General features: G+C 59.4%; 16 protein-coding genes. 5 read left to right on the forward strand and 11 right to left on the reverse strand.

Annotated elements, in window-relative coordinates; genetic code table 11:
- Positions 1–125: 125 nt before the first annotated feature.
- From EOL43_RS07240 to EOL43_RS07250, 3 genes are all read right to left on the reverse strand, one after another.
- Positions 126–2,780, reverse strand: coding sequence for a TRAP transporter large permease subunit (locus tag EOL43_RS07240; RefSeq protein ID WP_133487026.1), 2,655 nt, complete (start codon positions 2,778–2,780; stop codon positions 126–128).
- Positions 2,781–2,791: 11 nt separating this feature from the next.
- Positions 2,792–3,784: a TRAP transporter small permease subunit gene (locus tag EOL43_RS07245; RefSeq protein ID WP_133487028.1), complete on the reverse strand. Its 993-nt coding sequence runs from the start codon at positions 3,782–3,784 to the stop codon at positions 2,792–2,794.
- 113 nt (positions 3,785–3,897) lie between these two features.
- A complete protein-coding gene (locus EOL43_RS07250) occupies positions 3,898–4,953 on the reverse strand; it encodes a TRAP transporter substrate-binding protein (RefSeq protein WP_338068770.1) in 1,056 nt (351 codons plus the stop codon).
- Between the two features lie 398 nt (positions 4,954–5,351).
- Here EOL43_RS07250 and EOL43_RS07255 point away from each other — a divergent pair, with 398 nt between their 5' ends.
- The 4 genes from EOL43_RS07255 (at position 5,352) to EOL43_RS07270 (ending at position 10,928) form a co-directional block, all read left to right on the forward strand.
- Positions 5,352–5,810 (forward strand): MarR family winged helix-turn-helix transcriptional regulator, encoded by a 459-nt coding sequence (locus EOL43_RS07255; protein WP_166636211.1) that lies wholly within the window; start codon positions 5,352–5,354, stop codon positions 5,808–5,810.
- 9 nt (positions 5,811–5,819) lie between these two features.
- Positions 5,820–6,887, forward strand: coding sequence for an efflux RND transporter periplasmic adaptor subunit (locus tag EOL43_RS07260; RefSeq protein WP_133487032.1), 1,068 nt, complete (start codon positions 5,820–5,822; stop codon positions 6,885–6,887).
- Positions 6,888–6,898: 11 nt separating this feature from the next.
- Positions 6,899–9,943, forward strand: coding sequence for an efflux RND transporter permease subunit (locus tag EOL43_RS07265; protein ID WP_133487070.1), 3,045 nt, complete (start codon positions 6,899–6,901; stop codon positions 9,941–9,943).
- A gap of 118 nt (positions 9,944–10,061) precedes the next feature.
- Positions 10,062–10,928, forward strand: coding sequence for a Rossmann-like and DUF2520 domain-containing protein (locus tag EOL43_RS07270; protein ID WP_133487034.1), 867 nt, complete (start codon positions 10,062–10,064; stop codon positions 10,926–10,928).
- Positions 10,929–11,030: 102 nt separating this feature from the next.
- Here the strand turns inward: EOL43_RS07270 and EOL43_RS07275 are convergent, their stop codons facing one another.
- From EOL43_RS07275 to EOL43_RS07285, 3 genes are read right to left on the reverse strand one after another with little or no spacing between them, the layout of a single operon-like run.
- Positions 11,031–11,810: an SDR family NAD(P)-dependent oxidoreductase gene (locus EOL43_RS07275; protein WP_133487036.1), complete on the reverse strand. Its 780-nt coding sequence runs from the start codon at positions 11,808–11,810 to the stop codon at positions 11,031–11,033.
- Between the two features lie 12 nt (positions 11,811–11,822).
- A complete protein-coding gene (locus tag EOL43_RS07280; RefSeq protein WP_133487038.1) occupies positions 11,823–12,788 on the reverse strand; it encodes an LLM class oxidoreductase in 966 nt (321 codons plus the stop codon).
- Positions 12,789–12,807: 19 nt separating this feature from the next.
- Positions 12,808–13,515: an NAD(P)H-dependent oxidoreductase gene (locus EOL43_RS07285; RefSeq protein WP_133487040.1), complete on the reverse strand. Its 708-nt coding sequence runs from the start codon at positions 13,513–13,515 to the stop codon at positions 12,808–12,810.
- Here EOL43_RS07285 and EOL43_RS07290 point away from each other — a divergent pair.
- Entirely contained in the window at positions 13,504–14,529 is a 1,026-nt protein-coding gene (locus tag EOL43_RS07290; protein WP_420867501.1) for a LysR family transcriptional regulator, read from the forward strand. The genes EOL43_RS07285 and EOL43_RS07290 overlap by 12 nt on opposite strands.
- Positions 14,530–14,586: 57 nt before the next feature.
- Here EOL43_RS07290 and EOL43_RS07295 read toward each other — a convergent pair whose 3' ends face one another.
- The 5 genes from EOL43_RS07295 to EOL43_RS07315 are packed head-to-tail and all read right to left on the reverse strand — an operon-like array spanning position 14,587 to position 19,822.
- Positions 14,587–15,543: an aldose epimerase family protein gene (locus tag EOL43_RS07295; RefSeq protein ID WP_166636212.1), complete on the reverse strand. Its 957-nt coding sequence runs from the start codon at positions 15,541–15,543 to the stop codon at positions 14,587–14,589.
- A 20-nt stretch (positions 15,544–15,563) separates the two neighbouring features.
- Positions 15,564–17,465 (reverse strand): beta-galactosidase, encoded by a 1,902-nt coding sequence (locus EOL43_RS07300; RefSeq protein ID WP_133487044.1) that lies wholly within the window; start codon positions 17,463–17,465, stop codon positions 15,564–15,566.
- 7 nt (positions 17,466–17,472) lie between these two features.
- The gene (locus EOL43_RS07305) at positions 17,473–18,318 is read right to left on the reverse strand and encodes an SMP-30/gluconolactonase/LRE family protein (RefSeq protein ID WP_133487046.1); all 846 of its coding nucleotides are present in this window, start codon (positions 18,316–18,318) and stop codon (positions 17,473–17,475) included.
- Positions 18,315–18,920: a 2-dehydro-3-deoxy-6-phosphogalactonate aldolase gene (locus EOL43_RS07310; RefSeq protein WP_133487048.1), complete on the reverse strand. Its 606-nt coding sequence runs from the start codon at positions 18,918–18,920 to the stop codon at positions 18,315–18,317. The genes EOL43_RS07305 and EOL43_RS07310 overlap by 4 nt, the downstream gene beginning before the upstream one ends.
- On the reverse strand, positions 18,917–19,822 hold the full coding sequence (locus tag EOL43_RS07315; protein ID WP_133487050.1) for a 2-dehydro-3-deoxygalactonokinase: 906 nt from the start codon (positions 19,820–19,822) through the stop codon (positions 18,917–18,919). Before EOL43_RS07315 ends, EOL43_RS07310 begins: the two co-directional genes overlap by 4 nt.
- Positions 19,823–19,942 lie beyond the last annotated feature (120 nt).

A 19,942-nucleotide genomic window follows, 5' to 3' on the forward strand; every position in this document is an offset into this window, starting at 1 on the left:
TTGGATGACGTAAAACGGCAAGTTTTATAGCAGAAACGACCGCTGCGATCGTTCCATTTTCAACAAAAAGGGCCGGATAAAATCCAGCCCTTTCAAGTATTTATATATTTGTCCGCGTTTGCAGATCAGAAATTCAACGAGATGTCGCGGTGATAAGCCGTACAAGAAGCCATCTCGAGCGCCTGATCTCGCGTAAAGCGAGCCTGCTGGCGGATCCCCAGAGTGTCCCTGATTCCGTCCAGATAGGTATTCAGCCCGCTACGCAGCTTGGCGTCAGCCTCGGCGCGCCATGCCAGCTGTGCCTCATAGGCGGCGACGGCATCGTCATAGGCCTCAAGCGCTTTTTCGCGATCCGGGGTCTTGGACTTCAACGCTTTGCGCGCCTTGCCAAGGGCCTTCTTCACGTCATCCGCACCTTCGACCTTGCCGAACACTTTGGACAGCTCATTCACAAGTTCCTGCGCTTCGTCTTCCGGCGTCGACATGATCGTTGCCTTCATATTCCGCAGATCCTGCTCCAACGCAGCGAATGCGTCGTTGGCGTCCAGCACGGCCAGAACCGAAAGCGGGGCTTCCCACGCCTCGTCCGCCGCACGACGATACTTGGTCCGTGCGCCGTTTTCGGCCTTGGTCAGGGTCAGGAACTCTTTGTTCACCCCTGCCCAGCTCTCAGGGATCTCGGTCTCAAGATGCGCGATCTCGGCTTTCAAAGCAGTCGCCTTGGTCTCAAGCTTGGCGCGCTCAGCCGCCTGACTTTCGTCACGCATCCGGCTGGCGGTTTTCTCGATCTCGTCCACTTCGCGCTGGATGTTGCGGATCTGCTTTTCGATCCCGCGTACCAGCCGCAACTGCGGACGATATTCGCCCGAGGCCGCCTGCACGTTGTCAGCCGCCACGAAGGCCCCTTCCAACTGCGCAATCGCGTCGTCAGCCGCATCCAGACCATCGGTCAGATCACCGGCCAGATCCTTCGGCAGCACAGCCAGATCCAGACCGCGCGCAGCCGCAATTGCATCACGCGTGGCCGAGCTTTCGGCAAGTCGTTGACCCACGTAATCCTCGACACACAGCTGCAGTTTCGGGTTACGCGGCGGCGGGCTGCTTTCCGACAGGAAGCTGACGCGGTTCGGCAGATAGTTCACCAGCGGCGGGTACAGACCCACGATCACCAGCGCTGCAATCTGCAGCGAGATAAAGGCAATCACGCCCTTGTACATCTGCACCGTCTTCACGATCGCAGGGGCCACACCGCGCAGATAGAACAGCGCGAACCCGAACGGCGGCGTCAAGAAGCTGGTCTGAATGTTCAGACCAATCATCACACCCAGCCACACGGCGGTGATGTTTGCCTCGGGATCGGCCAGCAGGATCGGGGCCACGATGGGCACCACGACCACGGCGATCTCGATGAAGTCCAGGAAGAAGCCCAGAATGAAGATCACCAGCATGACGATGAAGAACTGCGTCCAGAACCCGCCCGGCAGACCCTGAAGGAACTCTTTCACCAGATCCTCGCCCCCGAATGCACGGAAGGCGGCGGTCAGCATGGCGGCACCCAGCAGGATGATGAACACAAGCGAGGTCGTCTTGGCCGTTTCCAGCATGACGCCTGCCAGCGTGTTTTCGATCTTCAGAACGCGCCAGCACGACCAGATCAAAGCGGTCAACAGCATAATCGACCCGATGGCGCCAAGGATGATGCCGAACTGGTCCGTGCTATCCTCGATCGCTTTCACGTTCATGTCGAAGTTGATCAGGGCAAAGGCAATTACGGCCAGCGATGCAATCGCCAGAAGCGCCGGATAGTAGAGCGTTTTGTTGGCTTCCGGCAGGCGATACCCCGCCATGATCATCGCACCCGCGGCACCGATGGCACCGGCTTGGTTCACGGTGGCAACACCCGCAATGATCGAGCCCAGCACAAGGAAGATCAGGGCTAGCGGCGGCACCAGAGTGATCAGCACGTTCTTCAGGAAGGCTTTGTCATACTTGCCTTCGTAAGGCACCGCCGGCGCCTGCTTTGGCTTCAGGATCGCGTAGACAAGAATGTACAGCATGTACAAACCCACCAGCAGCAGACCCGGAATGAACGCACCCAAAAACATCTCGCCCGCCGAGGTCGATCCCACATCGAAGACCGACGGCATCGACAGCTCGCCCGTGGCTTCCTTGTGCAGCGCCTTACGCGCGGTCGAGGCTTGGTCCGTGGCCGAGGCCAACTGGTCGGCCAGAATAATCAGCACGATCGAAGGCGGAATGATCTGCCCCAGCGTGCCCGAAGCCGCGATGGTCCCGGTCGCCAGCGACGGCGAATAGTTGTTGCGCAGCATTGCAGGCAGCGAGATCAGGCCCATTGCCACGACGGTTGCACCGACGATCCCGGTGGTGGCCGCCAGCAGCGCACCCACGAAGACAACCGAAATGCCCAGACCGCCCGGCACCGGGCCGAACAGCTGCGCCATCGTGACCAACAGGTCCTCGGCAATCTTTGACCGTTGCAGCATGATGCCCATGAAGATGAAGAGCGGGATGGCGATCAGGGTATCCCTCTCGACCTCCCAATAGACGCCCCTTAAGTTCGTGACCCCAGCGGACAGCCATTGGTTTGGCCCGCCCGAGTGGAAATAGGCATCTGTCGAGCCTGCAAAAATGTAACCGGCACCAGCCGCAAGGCCGATGGTGATGATGGCCGCGCCGGGAAGCGCAAAGGCCACGGGATAGCCGGACCCAAGGGCTGCGGCCATGATCAGGATAAGAAGGGCTAGGAAGTAGAATTCCATCTGTCGTGTCCTTAATGGGCCGCCGGGGCGACTTCGCGGTGTCCGGGCTCGTCAAGTTTGTCGGCGACGGCCTCGAGGAAGTAGCTAACGAACTGGATCAGCATGGTGATGGCAAACACGCCAAGGAAGGCGGCCATCTGGTATTTGATGAACATGCCCACGCCACCAGACTGCGAGATCTCGAAGTTGATGATCGGGCTGTTGATGATCGCGGTCTTGCCGTTGAAGCCAACCGCCAAGATCACCCAGACGGTGCTCATCCCCAGCGCGATCGAGCCAAAGGCGTTTACAAACCCGCGGGTGGTACGGCCAAAGCCTGCATACAGAACGTCGACGCGGACGTGGCCTTCTTCGAACAAGGTATAGGCCGAGGCAAACAGGAATAGGGCTGCGTACCAGTAACGGACAAGGTCGCCCATCAGCGCTTGTTCATAGCTGAACACGAAGCGCGAGATGACGATCAGAAGCTCGGCAGCGACGATCATCAACGCCAGCCACGTAAAGCCCAGTGTGCGGGTAAACAGGGCGATGACGAACCCTGCCACGATCAGCGGCATGTGGATGTACGGACCAACCCAGCGCGACTTGTTAAACAGCTTGGCGGTGTCTTCGCTGAACATGCCCGCCAGAATGCCCTCGACCCGCATGAAGGCGATGGCGCTGTCGGCGATCCCGACCAGCAGAACAACCCAGAACGACGCACGGATCAGGTAGACGTTGAACTTGTGGATCTTCATCGCATCCCAGCGCAGCGCAGTGGCCTTCGTGCTGACAACATAAAACGCTGCCACCGCGATGCAGACGACATAGACTGCCAGATTGGCCCAGCTGCCACCTGTGGCGCCGCCTTGGAAAATCGGCTTTGTGCCGGGCATGCCGAAGCCTACGACCAGTGTGTTGTTAACCAAGAACGCGAACAGGAAGCCAAGCATGCCCCATGCAAACAGCCGTGGGCCAATCGCCGGACTGCCTTCGCGTGAAATGTCGGAAAAATCGGTTGCCATCAGCTCCCCCGGGGTCGGTTTGCGTAAGGATCAGGGCAGTGGTCGCCCTTGCGCCTTACAAAAGAGCGGGACCATTTCGGCCCCGCTCTGATTGCTTTTCAGCGATCTGCGACTTATTCGCCCAGACCCAGCACGCGGTTACGCTGGTTGATGTAGCCCACTTCGAACTGAGCCATCATGGTACCCATCTCGCGCAGTTTCGACTGGAAGTCGTCGTTGATACGCGCAGCCAGCTCCGAGTGGTCGCGGGTTTCTTCGAACACTTCTTCTGCGGCTTCACCGAAGCTGTCCCAAACATCATCGTTGAACGAACGAACTTCTACGCCCTGCTCGTCAACCAGCTTGGCCAGATACTCGCCGTTCTTCGCGATGTTTTCTTCGTGCGATGCGGCGTGCTCTTCGTTACAGGCGGCCTCGATCACGGCACGCTCCCAGTCGGACAGGCCGTCATAGAACGCACGGTTCATGCTGAAGGACAGACCGCCACCCGGCTCGTGCATACCAGCGGTGTAGTAGTACTTGGCCGCTTCGTAGAACTTCATGAAATAGTCGTTGTACGGACCAACCCACTCGGTCGCGTCGATGGCGCCCGACACCAGGTTTTCATAGATCTGCGAACCGGGAACCGACACGGTCGATGCACCAAGCTTCGACAGAACCTGACCACCCAGACCAGGAATACGCATTTTCAGACCTTTCAGGTCATCAGCGCTTTCGATCTCGCGGTTGAACCAGCCACCGGCCTGCGTACCGGTCGAACCAGCAGCAAGAGCTTTCAGGCCAAACTCGCCCGAGACTTCGTCCCACAGTTCCTGACCGCCACCAAACTTGATCCACGCATTCCATTCAGGCGTCGACATGCCGAACGGCACCGAGGTGAAATACGCAAAGCCGGGGTGCTTGCCGGTGAAGTAGTATTCAGCGCCGATATAGGCCTGAGCGTTACCCGATGCGACTTCGTCGAATACGTCGAAAGCCCCAACACGTTCGCCGGACGCAAAGTATTCAACATTCAGTGCACCGTCGGACAGTTGGCCGATACGGGCGGCCAGACGCTGCGCCGAAATACCCAGACCCGGGAAGTCCCGCGGCCAGGTCGATACGATGGTCAGGGTTTTGCCACTTTGAGCAAGGGCGGGCGTTGCAAGAGCGGTTGCACCAGCGCCCAGCGCTGCACCCTATAGAAACTTACGGCGTTCCATATTGGAATTTCCTCCTCCGAGTTCTTAATTTTGTTCTTCTGAGACGCACAGGAAAACCAATGGCCCGCCCGCGCTGCCACGGTAATTACTACGCAGCTAGATTTAGATTTCAATTGGAATCTACTTAACTGGTAAAATAATCTTACCAGAAAACACCCCTATGCTGTCGGTTCTCGGGAACCGGCATGACGGCGCTATCGCTTGATCTGAACTGAACCGCACCACGCAGGAAATTGACACCGTTATTTTGAGGATGCGCCGCTTGACGTAACGTCCGCCTCTCGTGTCGGCGGATTTGATTTATTTTCTGGACATTTCATTTTCTGAACTATATGTGAGCGCTCACCATGGAAGGAGTCCGTCCGATGAACGCACCAATAGGCCACGATACCGCCGGGCTTGAGCCCGAATTGCGCGCCCTGATGGGCGTCTTCTCACTCTACACCTATATCGACACGAACATGCGTCAGCAGGGTGACGACTGCGGCGGCCCCAACCTGGAACGCAAGGTTCTGGTCAAGCTGGACCGGCCCAAGCGGATCGGCACGTTGGCCCGCGATCTGGACGCATTGCCGTCAACCATGACCGCCGTGGCTGACCAGATGGAAGAGCGCGGCCTGATCGAACGTATGCGCGACCCGAACGACCGTCGCGCGTGGCTGTTGTGCCTGACAGAGAAAGGCCAGCAGCAACGAAAAGAAACGGTCGGCCTTGCCCACGCGCTTCTGCACGAGACGCTGGGCCTGACCGATGACGAGGTCGAGGCCTTCGCCCAGATCTCTTTAAAAATTCACCTGAAAATCCAAGAATTGAACAACGGCTGAGTAATGCACATGACCCAGTATACCCGCCCCCTTGTTGCCGCCGCTTTGGCATCCGCATTGTCCTTCGGCTCGGCCGTCGCACAAGACAGCACCGCCCAGCCGGACACCGTGAAGCCGGTCAAACTGATGACCATCTCGGAAAGCCAGCAGACGTTCTCGCGTACCTTCTATGGCAAGGTCGTCGCGCGTCAGACTATTGATCTGGCCTTTCAGGTCGGCGGTCAGATTGTCGACTTCCCGATCATCGAAGGCGAGCTTCTGCCCGAAGGCAGCTTGATTGCCCAACTGGATCAAGAGCCGTTCTCGCTGGCGCTTGAGCAGTCCATCGTCCAGAAGGATCAGGCCGACCGCACCGTTGAACGTCTGACCAAGCTAAGCGGCAACACGGTTAGCCAAGTCACGATCGACGACGCCGAAACGCAGGCCAGCCTTGCTGACATCGCCTTCCGTCAGGCCGAGAAGAACTTGGACAACGCCACGCTTTACGCACCGTTCGACGCGCTGGTCGCTTCGCGCAATGTTGGCAACTTCAACACCATCGGCGCCGGCACCCCCATCGCCCGCCTGCATGACATGAGCGAGATCCGCATCGAAATCGACGTGCCCGAGATCCTGTTCCAGTCCGCAGGCGACGAAGAAAAAATCGCGATCATGGCGCATTTCGCAGGCCACCCCGAGGCCTATCCCCTTGGCATCCGCGAGTTCAACGCCGAAGCCGCCGCCGCCGGCCAGACCTATCGCCTGACCCTTGGGATGGCGCCAGTTGAAGGGCTGCAACTGCTGCCCGGCTCCTCGGTCGACGTGCGCGTCAGCGCGACCACTAGCGTGCAGGAAATCAAACTGCCCGCCACCGCCATTTCCGTTGATCCGCAGGGCAACACACTGGCCATGCGCTTTGTGGAAAGCGGCGAAGGCACCGGCACGATTGTCGCGACCCCGATTGACGTGACCACTGCCTCGGACGGCAATTTCATCGTGACCTCAGGCCTGTCGGACGGTGACGTGATCGTCGCCGCCGGCGCCGCGTCGGTGAAGGACGGAGAAACTGTGCGTCCGTTTAACGGCTTTGCGAACTGAGGCCCGACATGTTGAACATCGCCCGCGCCTCGATCGAGAAGCCGCTTTATACGTGGCTGATCATCCTCACCATGCTGTTTGGGGGAACCTATGGGTTCTTCAATCTGGGCCGTCTTGAGGATCCCGCATTCACCATCAAACAGGCCGTTGTGGTCACCCAATACCCCGGTGCCAGCGCCGAACAGGTCGCGACCGAAGTGTCCGAACCGTTGGAAAGCGCCCTTCAGAAGATGGAGGAGGTGGACAAGATCACCTCGACCAACCGCCCTGGGGAAAGCCGGATTGATATCGAGATCAAATCAACCTACCCGGCCGAGGCTTTGCCCGACATCTGGACCCGGCTTCGTGCGAAAGTCCGTGACACTGCGCGCAACCTGCCATCAGGCGCCATGACGCCCTTCGTGAATGACAGCTTCGGGGATGTGTTTGGCCTTTACTATGCCGTCACCAGCCCCGGTTTCACCGACGCTGAACGGCACGAGCTTGCCACCTTCCTGCGGCGCGAACTGTTGGTCGTGGATGGCGTGGCCGACGTGGATCTGGCGGGCCTTCCCGACGAAGTGATCTATGTCGAGCCCAACATGACACTGGCCGTCAATCAGGGCATCCCGCCCAATGCGATTGCGGGGGCCTTGTCGACTTCGAACTCGGTCGCCTCTGCGGGCGGGTTGGACAATGACGCAGGCCGCACCATGTTCCGCGCGCCGGAAGGGTCGGAAACCATCGACGATATTGCGTCGCTGAACGTCGGCGTGAACGGCGTTCTGGTCAACGTGGCAGACATCGCTCAGGTGTCGCGCGAACGTCTGGCGAACCCCGATCAGGTCATCCGCTTCAACGGGCAAGAGGCCTTCACCATCGCCATTGCCGGCCTTGAAAGCGAAGACATTGTCGAAGTCGGCCACCGTGTCGATGCGCGTCTGGCCCAGCTTAGCCAAGACATCCCGCACGGGATCGACCTGCACCCGATCTATCAGCAGCATCTGGTGGTCGAGCAGAGCTCGAACGACTTCCTTGTGAACCTCGCCATGTCTGTGGGGATCGTGATCGTCGTGCTGGGGGCCTTCATGGGCTGGCGTGCGGCCATCGTCATCGGCACCACGCTTCTTCTGACAGTTGTGGGCACGATCCTATTCATGTGGCTCTTTTCCATCGAGATGGAGCGGATTTCGCTGGGCGCCCTGATCATCGCCATGGGGATGCTGGTGGACAACGCGATCGTTGTGGCGGAAGGGATGCAGATATCCATGCTGCGTGGGCGCAACTCGCGCCAGGCTGCGGATGATGCGGCCAAGAAAACGCAAATCCCGCTTCTGGGCGCGACCGTCATCGGCATTATGGCCTTTGCGGGCATCGGCTTGTCGCCGGATTCGACTGGTGAATTCCTGTTCTCACTCTTTGCGGTGATCGGCATTTCGCTTCTGCTGTCGTGGGTGCTGGCGCTGACCGTGACGCCCCTGCTGGGCCACTATCTGTTCAAGCATGACAATCAGAACGCCGAAGACGCCTATAACGGCCCGTTCTTCCGTCTGTATAAACGCACGCTGGATCTGGCGCTGTCGGCCCGCTGGATGGTGATCGCCGCATTGGTCGCTATCACAGTGGTCTGCTTCGCCGGTTTTGGCCAAGTGAAACAGCAGTTCTTCCCGAACTCGAACACACCGCTGTTCTTCGTCTACTACAAGCTTCCGCAAGGCAGCTCGATCCATCAAGTGTCGGATGATCTGGCGCAGATGGAAGCGTGGTTGCTGGAACAGGAAAAGGTGGTCTCGGTGGCCTCCTACGCCGGGCGTGGGGCATCGCGCTTCATGCTGACGTACGATGGCGGCAAGGACAATCAAAGCTACGGTCACCTGATCATCCGGACCGAGGTTCTGGACGACATTCCTAACCTGCACGCACGGCTTGAAAGCTTCGGCAAAGAGACCTTCCCGCACGCAGAATTCCGCGTACAGCGTCTGGTCTTTGGTCCGGGCGGCGGCGATCCCATTCAGGCGCGTTTCTCGGGCAGCGATCCGAAGGTGCTGCGCGAACTGGCTGATCAAGCCACGCAAATCATGCAGGAAAACTCGGATAGCCTGTTGAACCTCCGCACCGATTGGCGCGAGCAGGAACTGGTGATCAAACCGATCTACGCCACCGAACGCGCGCAGACCGCAGGCGTGACCCGCGAAGACATCGCAGGCACCTTGCAGTTTGCCACCGACGGGCAACGCATCGGCGTCTATCGCGAACGCGAGCGTCAGATCCCGATCATCATGCGCCGCCCGCAGGAAGAGCCGTTCAACATCTATGATCAGCTGGTCTATTCGCCGGTTGCGGGCAGTCATATGCCGATCGAACAGGTGACCGACGGGTTCGAGGTGCGCACGGAAAACACCCTTGTGCACCGCCGCAACCGCGTTCCCACGATCTCGGTCGGGGCGGATGTGGTGCAGGACGTGACCGCCGCACAGGCGCATTCCGATATCCGCGCCGCAATCGAAGCGATGCCGCTTCCCCCCGGCTATAAGCTGGAATGGGGTGGCGAGTTCGAAAACGCCAGCAACGCGCAAGCCAGCCTTGGCGCGCAGCTGCCAGTCAGCTTGCTGATCATGGTCATGATCTCGATCCTCTTGTTCAACGCGATCCGCCAGCCGATCATCATCTGGCTTTTGGTGCCCATGTCGGTGAACGGCGTTGTGGTCGGCCTGCTTGGCACGGGTCTGCCCTTCAGCTTCACCGCACTTTTGGGTCTGCTCAGCCTGTCGGGGATGCTGATCAAGAACGGCATCGTTCTGGTCGAAGAAATCGACCTCGTCCGCGCCGAAGGCAAAGCCCTGCGCCCTGCGATCATCGAGGCCTCGGCCTCCAGGGTTCGCCCGGTGATCTTGGCCGCCGTGACCACCATCCTTGGCATGGCGCCACTGCTCAGTGACGCGTTCTTTGTGTCGATGTCGGTCACCATCATGGGCGGTCTGGCTTTCGCGTCGATCCTGACGCTGGTTGCCGCCCCGGTGTTCTACTACGTGTTTTTCAAGCGCGACGAAAAACGCGAAGCCATTTCTGCGACCTGACCCACCCCAACTCACGGAAGCAGAAACGGAAGGGCGGCCCATTGGGTCGCCCTTTTTCCTTGGCGGGGGATGCGCGGCGCGGGTATGGAACAGGTATCTGCAGACATGGGAGGCGATCGTGGAGATCAAAGTAAACCTGATCGGCGCAGGACGCGTAGGGAGAACCCTGCTGTGCCTTTTGCAGCGGCTTCCCGGTTGCACAATCCAAGATGTGCTCAGCCCCCGGCTGCAGTCGGCACAGGATGCGGTGACCTTTGCGGGGGCGGGGCGTGCGATCTCGGACTATGCAAAGCTCAGACCCGCGGACCTATGGATCATCGCCACGCCGGACACCCAAATCGAAGCCGCCGCCGCTTCGATCGCGAATGCGTTCGAACCGCGTAAAGCAAACACCCCAGCCCCAATTGCTTTTCACTGCAGCGGCTTCTTTCCGGCCCAGCAAATGGTCCCCCTTCGTGATCTGGGCTGGCATCTGGCCAGCGTCCATCCCGTGCTGTCCTTTGCGGATCCCCAGGACGCAATGGCTCAGTTCGAGGGAACCTATTGTGGGATCGAAGGGGATGCCGAAGCGTTGAAAATTCTTGCTCCGCTGATGTCAAAATTGGGCGCGCAGCCCTTTGAAATCAGGTCCGACAGCAAAAGCCTCTATCACGCTGCTGCGGTGATCTCGAACAACTTCGCCGTCGTTCTTCAAGCCATCGCGCGCGACGCGTGGGCCGCCTCAGGCGTACCGGACAACATCGCGCAGCAACTCAACGAAAAGCTGCTGAAAGCGACCTATGAAAACGTGGTGGCAAAAGGCCCGTGGGAGGCGCTGACCGGCCCCGCCGCGCGTGGCGACACCTTGGTGGTCACCCAGCAAGGCGAAGACGTCGCCCGTTGGGATCCGGCGGCGGGCAAATTGTACAAAGACCTCAGCCGGATCGCCCGGAACTTGAAGGCTGGCGCGTCGACGGGCACATTGCTGACCGAGCACACGGAGTGAGGGAACTCACAAGCTGCCTCTGGAAAAGAAAATAAATAGATGGTGGTGGAGACGCTGCATCTTGTTTTGTGGAACGCGCGACAGCTATTAATTCCCATGCTTCTATGAACTGGCCAGCTTGCGGATCGCATCCATAACTGCGCCAACATGGGCAGGGTTCGAGGCCGCCGCATGAGGGGCCGCGAACCGACCGCTGTCATTGTCGAAATACTTGCCTGACGCGTCCGAGAATTCCTGCGAGAGCGCTGCGCGGATCAGAATGTCGGCGCCGATACTCAGGTCGTTCCCCGCGATGCCAAACCCTTCTTTCACCATTTTTGACGCCAACAAAGACCCCGGATTTACCGACACAACCACCGGCCCGCCGGGCATCTCGCGGGCCATTTCGGACGACCATATGGTGATCGCCAGTTTGCTTTGTGCGTAGGCCTCCATGTCGTCCATAGGGCGATAGCTGATCATGGCGTCCACATCCACGGGGGCTTGGGCAGCGGAAGACAAATTCACCACACGGCCACCCGAGGGCATGATGGGCAGTAGGGCGCGGGTCAACAGATAGGGGGCAATCGTGTTCACATCGAACCGAATATCGCGTCCCGCTTCAGTCTGCGTTTGCGGCGCTTTCAGGATGCCTGCGTTGTTGAACAGCACGTCCAATTGATTATGCGTGGCGCGGATCGCTTCTGCCATCGCCTTGACGTCACCCATGCGGGACAGATCGGCCAGATAGGTTTTAGCCCCGCCAACGGACTCGGCGGCCTTGGCCAGCTTGACCTCGCTACGTCCATGCAACAGGACGTGGTGTCCGTCAGCAGCCAGTTTTTGCGCAGTCAGAAGGCCGATGCCGTCGGTTGCGCCCGTAATCAAGATCGTTTTGGTCATCGCTTTCGCTCTCTACAAACTGAACTCGGACAGCAAGTCATCTGCCAACCGTTCCATGGTGCCTTCAATATCCGCCCGATTGAACCGCAGGTTCAGGGCGACGTGATTAATGCCGAGGCTTTGAACCTCGCGCAGGTAGTGCTTCAGATAGGCGCTGCCGGACGAGAACCCCAAATGGATGGGACTCGGCGCGGCGCTTGGGTCAGATTGCAAATCGACATAAAGCGACTGCATCACCGGTTTGTTCTGACCCCCGGATGCGGCAATACGACGGCGATAGTCTCCGACAACGCGGGCCTGAGACACAGGATCGCGCGGGTAGGTCATCCAGCCATCTCCGTTCTGCGCCACCCAATCCGGCGTTTGTTGCGACCCGCCGGTAATCAGCAGCGGCAACCTCCCGCCTGTGGGTTTGGGCAGCATATCAGCGCGTCCGGCCAGACTGCCCTGCGCCGTCTGCGCCACCGGATAGTCCTTCGCCATCGCGCGGATATAGTCGACGCTGTCACGAAAACGGTCGCCGCGCGTGGCAAAATCCATGTTCATCGCCGGGTATTCCTCGGGCCGGTCCCCAGATGCGACCCCAAGCAACAACCGCCCGCCTGACAACGCATCAGCGCTGGCCGCAGCCTTTGCCACATGGGCCGGATGGCGCAGGGGCAGCACGATAGACGCCACCCCCAACGCAATGCTTTTTGTAGCTCCGGCCAGATGCCCCAAATAGACAAACGGATCAAAAATCTGCCCCGCATCGCCGAAGCTGGGCACGTTGAACGGCACGTCCCGCAGCCACAAAGCCGAGAACCCAAGCTGATCCGCCAATTGCGCCCGCTCCACATGCTGCACCATCCCGGGCACGGCGCTGTCAGGATATGCCTCCAGAGGCACCACAAGACCAAGCGTCAGCTTGTTGGGCTGAAACACCTGTGCATAGGCGCGATTGATGGTGGGGAAGTCTTGCAACTGTGTGTTCAACATAGGGCCTCGGCCTTTTAGGCTAGAACCAACTGACGGTTTCTTCCATCGTGCGGCGGGTTTTGCCGAACTCGGGATCGCCCGCGCGGTGGCCGAATGCGAACATGACCGCCGGTTTCCATTTGGTGGTGTCGATGTCGAAATGGTCGGCCAATGTTTGCGTGGTCAGATCCATGTCAAATCCTTCGATCGGACAGGAATCAATCCCCATCAGCGCCGCAGCGGTCATCATGTTGGCCAGAACGATATAGGCTTGCTTGCCCGACCAGTCGGTGATCTCGCGGTCCGAGGTGATGTGGTGGTCGGTCGACTGGAAGTTGCCATAGGCGCCGTTGAACAGCTCGATGACCTCATCGGGAAGCTGTTTGGTGGTCCGATAATGGGCTTGCAGATACTCCGATCCTGCGGACATCAGTTCAGCGGTGCTTGCCAGAATGATACCGAAATGGCTGGCCGTACCGAGCTGCCCAGTCGTGCCATTCATCATGCCATTGGCACCCCACGAGAACTCACGAAACAGATCGCGCTTTTCGGGGGTTTGAATCATCAGGATTTTAAACGGTTCATGACCGAACGAGGTCGGCGATAGCCGTCCGGCTTCCAAAATGGTTTCAATTTCCGCATCACTCAGCTTGCGCGCAGGGTCAAAAACCTTGGTGGCATGACGAAAGTTGAAGGCCTCAAGGATCTGATCCTGAATTTCGGACCGAATTTCAGTGTGAGCGTTCATCTGTGTTTCCATTCGACGTTATGTTTCTTGCCAAAGGATTTATCACTTGCGTTGCGATATAAAACGGCAGAGTTTGGATTTCAGTTTTCCGATTTTGGATATAATCAAATGGATACCGATGCCCTTCGCCTGTTCGTTCTTGCGGCCGACAAGCTGAATATCAGCGCTGCAGGGCGCGAGCTGGGCCTTGCCCCTGCCGTGTCCAGCGCACGATTGGCCAAGCTGGAACGGACCATCGGCGCAGATCTATTGCACCGCTCGACCCGCAAAGTCTCGCTGTCGTTGGAAGGGGCTGAGTTTCTACCCTATGCCCGTGAAATCCTCGCTCAACAGGACGCGGCAATGGCCGCCCTTGGCCAAGGCAGCGCTGAGGTAAAAGGGACGCTGCGCTTCACCGCGCCCAGCACATTTGCACAGCTGTATATCGCACCAATTCTTCCGAAATTTCAGGATCAGCACCCCAGAGTGAAACTGGATCTTCGCTTGTCGGATGCCTCGTTCGACTTGATCGAAGGAAGCTTTGATCTGGCGCTGCGAAACATGGAACTGGAGGATTCAAACCTTAAGGGGCGCAAGCTGGCAAATGACACCCGGATCCTGTGCGCTGCCCCGGAATATCTTTCGCAGCGCGGGCAACCCGCCACACCCGAGGGCTTGGCATCGCATTGCCTTGTTTCTTTTAAAAACACGTCTATCCGACCGCTGATTTCCTCAGACGGACAACCCGGTGTGTTCGATCCCCAAAACTCATTGCGCTGTATGGTCATAGATGACGGGCTCAGCCAAAAGATCGCGACCATGAGCGGTGCTGGAATATCGATAAACTCGGTTTGGAGTGTCCGTAACGAGCTGGCAGAAGGCAGCCTTGTTCAGGTCCTTCCCGGTTGGCGTTTAAGGGAGCAAACTGGCCTATGGCTGGTCTATCCCAAAGCGAATGTTCTTTCGCCCAAGGTCCGAGTCTTCATGGAGTTTCTGCTGAAGGAAATCGACGGAGGCATTGCACGTTTGGATTAGACGAGCGCCTTTGGTTCGTCATCCTCTAATCGGGATCGCAATACTTACGAACGCCGCTCAGGCCAAGATTTTAAAAGAAAATTCGGTGTCAGCAGAAAAGATATCTTCAGGTCCCAGAGCGCACTGGTGGGACCACGGCTGATTGGGCGCGTCAATCCAGCCATGTGGCTCAAGTGCCAGCCCGGAACGCGAACCATAGTCTGCTCCTCGGAGACCCGCACCCTGAACCGACAATCCGCTTCCGTCATAGACCTGAAGCCCCGGCGCGGTGGATCGAAGCTCCATTGCGATCCCCGGTGCCGAAAGCTGCGCCATTTTCTGGAGCGGCCCGGAAGCAGGTCGAAAGCAGAAATGGTGGTCGAGACCTTGGGGCACAGCGTTTGGTTTTCGGAAATCGTAGCCGAGTGTTTCCGCGGAAATCGGGCCCGATATTGGGAGACCTTGATCAGTGGGGAGCACCTGATTGGTGTCGATTTGCAGGCGGTGATTTCCTATGTCCGCATGTCCATCGAGATTGAAATAGATATGCGGCGCTGGATTGCAGACCGTCTGGGCATCTGTGCGCGCGGTCAACGCGACCTGCAAACTGGCGGCGTTTAACCGATAGGTCGCCGTCAGCTCCAAGCGACCGGGAAACCCCATATGTCCATCCGGCAAGACGCACCCCAAGGACACATGAGACGGGCCATGTTCAAGCACATCCCAGTTGCGATGACTGCACCCATCGCGCCCTCCATGAAGCGTGGTGGCACCGCTCTCGTTTTTGTCCAGCTCGTACCGGGCCCCATTGACTGTGATCGCACCGCCAGAGATCCGATTGGCGACCCGCCCGACAATCACGCCCAGATAGGACGGGTTTTGAAGGTAGTCGAGCGGGTTCTGATAGCCCAAAACAAGAGGGGATGAATGTCCCTCGAGGCGCAAATCCTGCAACGCGGCTCCGAAGCTCAGCACTTTGGCGGTCAGCTGATCCGAGCGCAATGTCACGCCCAACAACGGGCTGCCATCCGGCAAGCTGGCGACATGCGTCACTGTCATAGCGGGCGGCGTGCGACACCTGCCGGGGACAGCACTCCGGCGGGGGTTTCAACGGCCTCGGTGGTGTGGTTGAACCAGAACTCTTCTGTCGCGGTTCGGCGGGTGCGAACACCTTCTGGCATAGCGCGGGTCTCGAGCCCCGCATGGTCGGCCAGTAGCGCAACATGACGATCCAGCCCATCTGCATCCAGCCACGCCCCGCAATAGCTCTGCCCTGCCCCGCCCATCACGACAGGGGCGCCGGCGTCGGTTTGCATCAAAACAGGCGCAGTGCCTTCCAGCTCTTCGATATATCCAGACACGGCGCCCTTGCCATCAAGCGAAATCGGCATATCGGGGCGCAGGCTTTCCAGCCGGGCCACTGTCACATCCAGTCCGTCAATCGCGGGGGGCAGCGGCACGGGGATCTGGAAACCCGCATCCCGCGCTCCGGTACGGGGGCCATAACAGACGTGACCCTCGGCTTTGGACAGTGCCGCGCGCAACCCATCCGCCAGGTGCATTACCCCCGGTGCCAAAATCAGCTTGTAGCCAGCGAAATCCGCATGTTCGGGCGGCACAATATCCACCGTCAACCCCGCGCGACGAAGCGCCTTATAGTGGTCAAACACCAACCCGAAATAGCTGAGCCCCGCGCCATGCGGTTGCGTATCCCACGCCCAATCGGCGTCATAGTCAAAGATCAGCGCGACGGGGGCTTGTGCGGGCTGGACGTCCGGAGCGTCGGCCAATTCGCGGGCGACCTCTTGTGCCTCGGCCATAGCGGGCGCGTCTTTGCTGTCGGGGCGCAGAAGGCCCGCGTGCAGTTGCTCTTGCGCGAAAGGAGCCTGACGCCAGCGGAAGTAGCAGACAGCCTCAGCCCCGTGGGCAAAGGCCTCCCACGTCCACAGACGCACCATGCCGGGCAGCGGCGACGGGTTGTAGGGCGCCCAGTTCACCGGACCGGGCTGTTGCTCCATCACCCACCAGCGGCCGCGCCCGACGGCACGATAGAGGTCGTGGTGAAAGGCTTGGAAATCCGGATCGCCCTGCCGGGCATAGGCGCGTTGATGGGCCGCATCGGCCCCAACGCGGTCTTCCAGAAAGCCCAACGGATAGCTGTCCCATGTGGCGATTTCCAAATCCTCGCCCACTTTGTAGTGGTCGAAATCCGTGATCCGCCCCATATAGTTATGCGAGATCGGCGCGCCCGAGTGCGCCTTGATTTCGTCCACCTGTACCTTGTTAAACGCCACCACCATATCCGAGCTGTAACGCCGGAAATCCTGCACATGTGCGGGGTTGGGTTCGGTGACGGTCAGGTTGGGCAGGTCGATGTCGTCAAAGCCGCGATATTCCATCGACCAGAAAATGTTGCCCCACGCAGCGTTCAGCGCATCGATGTCGCCATAGCGCTTGGCCAGCCAAATGCGAAACCCGACGCGCGCCGCGTCCGAATAGGACACCGTCGTGTCATGGCACCCATATTCATTGTCGGTCTGCCACGCCGCCACATGTGGATTCCGGCTATAGCGCTCGGCCATCAGACGCGTGATGCGGCGGCTTTCCTCGCGGTAGCCAAGATGGCTGAAGCAGTAATGCCGGCGCGAGCCGAACTTGCGCGGATTGCCATCCACGTCCACCGCCAGCATGTCCGGATGCTTGTCGATCATCCAGCGCGGGGGTGTGGCGGTGGGTGTGCCCAATACGACCCTCAGCCCGGCCTGCCCCAACACGTCAATCGCGCGATCCAGCCACTCCCACTGCATGTCACCCGGCGTGGGCTCCAGACGCGACCACGAAAACTCTCCGATCCGGATCCATGTCAGGCCTGCCTCGGCCATACGGCGCGCGTCGTCGGACCACATCTTTTCGGGCCAGTGTTCTGGGTAATAGCAGGTGCCAAGTGTGCGTTTCATGTCGATCTCAGAGAATAACCCGGTGTTCGGGTTGGCCAGTTACGTTTGTGTCGATGGCAAAGGTTTTGCCTGCCATGTCGTCGCCTGACAGCCCGTCTGCGGCTGTGGTCACGAATAAGGTGCTCAGATCAGAACCGCCAAAGCAAGGGCAGGATGCTTGGGGCGTCGGCACCGCGCGGGTTTCGATAAGCGTGCCATTGGGTGCATAGCAGGCCACACGAGACGCGCCCCATTGGGCGTTCCAGAAATTGCCGTGGGCGTCGATCACGGCGCCATCTGCACCGAGTTCTTCGTTGCGGAGGTCCAGATAGACCTGCGGATCACCGTCTGGCCAGCCATCAGCATCCAGCGTCACACGCATCACGCACCCATCTTTGGTGTCGGTGAAATAGGCAGTGTCCCCATCCGGACCGAAACAGATCGCGTTCGAGATGGTGATCTTGTCAAAAAGTTTGCGCAGCTCACCGCGATAAAAGCGATAGATCGCCCCCGCACCCGGTTCGGCGTTATAGCCCATGGTTCCAATCCAGAACCCACCCAGCGGATCCGCGCGTCCGTCGTTCGAGCGCGTGACGGGATTGTCGGCTTCCAGGTCAATCAACTTCTCGCGCCTGCCAGTCTCAATCTCGAACCGCCATAGCCCGCTAGCGCTCGCCATGATCAGCGTGTCGCGATCCACCCAACCAGCGGCAGAGACGCAGTCGTCAAATTGCCAAACCTGCTCGTCATCACCAGAACGCGTCAGAAGCTTCTTGCCAAGGATGTCGAACCAAAAGAACTGAGCACGCTCAGGATGCCAGAACGCACCTTCGCCAAGCGTGCACACCGTGTCCGAAAACAACCGCGCGGTCATAAGGTTGCCGCGTCGTAGGACGTCACAATCTCGGCCGCCAATGCGCCCACCTTCTCGGCAGAGTAGCCTGGCTTGTAGATATTCGATCCCAGCCCAAAACCGGTGATGCCCGCGCCCAGCCAGTCTGCAAAATCGGCGGGGCCAACACCGCCCACCGCATAGGTGTTGGTGCCCTTGGGCAGCACGGCGGCAAGCGCTTTGAACCCGTCCAGCCCCAGTTTGAACGCCGGGAAAAACTTCAATCCGTCCGCACCTGACCGCAGAGCCGAGAATGCCTCGGTCGGGGTGAGGACACCGGGATAAGACAACATGCCCTGCGCCTTGGTCTTGGTGATCACATCGGGATTTGCGTCAGGTGACACAACCATCTGCGCGCCAATCGACGCCAGCCGCCGAACCGAAGCCACGTCCAGCACAGTCCCCGCCCCCACAAGCGCGCGCGCGCCTGCTGCCTGCACCATACGTTCAATGCTGTCGAACGGGTCGGGCGAATTCAGCGGGACTTCGATCTTGGTGATCCCTGCGTCGATCAATGCGTTCAGAATGTCGACGGCTTCATCCGGTTGAATGCCACGCAGAATGGCGATGATTTCGCGGCTCATGATGTGCTCTCTTGCAGTTGGGAATAAGCCGAGGTCAGGCCGGCCAAGGTCATGTTTTCGGCATCCACGCAGCGCACCATGGCGGCTTGGGCGTTCAGGGCGACCTCATAGGCGCGGGCCACGGCCCCCTCGCCCAGAATGACCACCTGTTGCCCCAGCCAATAGGGTTTCGCGGCGGCCAATTCGGACCCGATCAGAAGGGCAGATAGGCGCGACTTAGCCTCGGCCGCAGGCATATCGTTCAGCAGGCCTTCCGCCCGCAAGGAAAAGAGCTTCCCCGCAAGGTCGGATGGGCGCGACATGGTGTCGGACAGGGCGGCGGTGAATGCGGCCTCGTCCCAACCATCGGTGTCGACTGAATGGCGCAGCACCGATTGCTCGGCCAGAAGCGCGAAGATCTCGCCCGTCATGAAGGTGCGGAAACTGACGATCTCGCCCGCGCTGATATGGACCCATTTGTTGTGGGTACCGGGCAGACAGAGGATGCCGTCGAAGTCAGGCTCGGAGGCAAGGAAGCCGGCGATCTGCGTTTCTTCACCCCGCATGACATCTGCGGGATTGGACTGCTTAACACCGGGAAGGATACGGACATCCCAATGGTCCGAAGCAACACGGGTGGCGGCGTCACCGCCGGGCGGAACACACGGCACAGCGACATAGGGGGCTTCGGCCCAGCCTTGACGCGACCCCGCCATGCCACAGACGATGACGGGCAGCTTCGTGTCCGATGCCAGATCTGACAGCAGGTCAGTCAACACCGGTTCGAACTGGTCCCGCGACAGGCCGCCCATGCCCTTGTCACTGTCACGTCTGTCCAGAATGGTTCCGTCATGCAACATCAGCCACGCCCGCATATGCGTCGTGCCCCAATCAACGGCGATCCAGTCTGGTGTCTGTCCCATGTGCTTCATCCTGTTACGACCACGCCTCCATCCACGACCAGTGCTTGGCCTGTGATCATCCGGCTTGCTTTCGAGGCAAGGAACTATAAAGGGCGGCGCAATATTGGACCACGGTAGCGC

Origin of the sequence: Aliiroseovarius marinus, assembly GCF_004360145.1 — a bacterium.
Classification (GTDB): domain Bacteria; phylum Pseudomonadota; class Alphaproteobacteria; order Rhodobacterales; family Rhodobacteraceae; genus Aliiroseovarius; species Aliiroseovarius marinus.

Coding starts and splice junctions, on each gene's coding strand:
- EOL43_RS07240 (WP_133487026.1), bottom strand. CDS start 2,780: ATGGAATTCTACTTCCTAGCCCTTCTTATCCTGATCATGGCCGCAGCC.
- EOL43_RS07245 (WP_133487028.1), bottom strand. CDS start 3,784: ATGGCAACCGATTTTTCCGACATTTCACGCGAAGGCAGTCCGGCGATT.
- EOL43_RS07255 (WP_166636211.1), top strand. CDS start 5,352: ATGAACGCACCAATAGGCCACGATACCGCCGGGCTTGAGCCCGAATTG.
- EOL43_RS07260 (WP_133487032.1), top strand. CDS start 5,820: ATGACCCAGTATACCCGCCCCCTTGTTGCCGCCGCTTTGGCATCCGCA.
- EOL43_RS07275 (WP_133487036.1), bottom strand. CDS start 11,810: ATGACCAAAACGATCTTGATTACGGGCGCAACCGACGGCATCGGCCTT.
- EOL43_RS07280 (WP_133487038.1), bottom strand. CDS start 12,788: ATGTTGAACACACAGTTGCAAGACTTCCCCACCATCAATCGCGCCTAT.
- EOL43_RS07285 (WP_133487040.1), bottom strand. CDS start 13,515: ATGAACGCTCACACTGAAATTCGGTCCGAAATTCAGGATCAGATCCTT.
- EOL43_RS07300 (WP_133487044.1), bottom strand. CDS start 17,465: ATGAAACGCACACTTGGCACCTGCTATTACCCAGAACACTGGCCCGAA.
- EOL43_RS07305 (WP_133487046.1), bottom strand. CDS start 18,318: ATGACCGCGCGGTTGTTTTCGGACACGGTGTGCACGCTTGGCGAAGGT.
- EOL43_RS07310 (WP_133487048.1), bottom strand. CDS start 18,920: ATGAGCCGCGAAATCATCGCCATTCTGCGTGGCATTCAACCGGATGAA.
- EOL43_RS07315 (WP_133487050.1), bottom strand. CDS start 19,822: ATGGGACAGACACCAGACTGGATCGCCGTTGATTGGGGCACGACGCAT.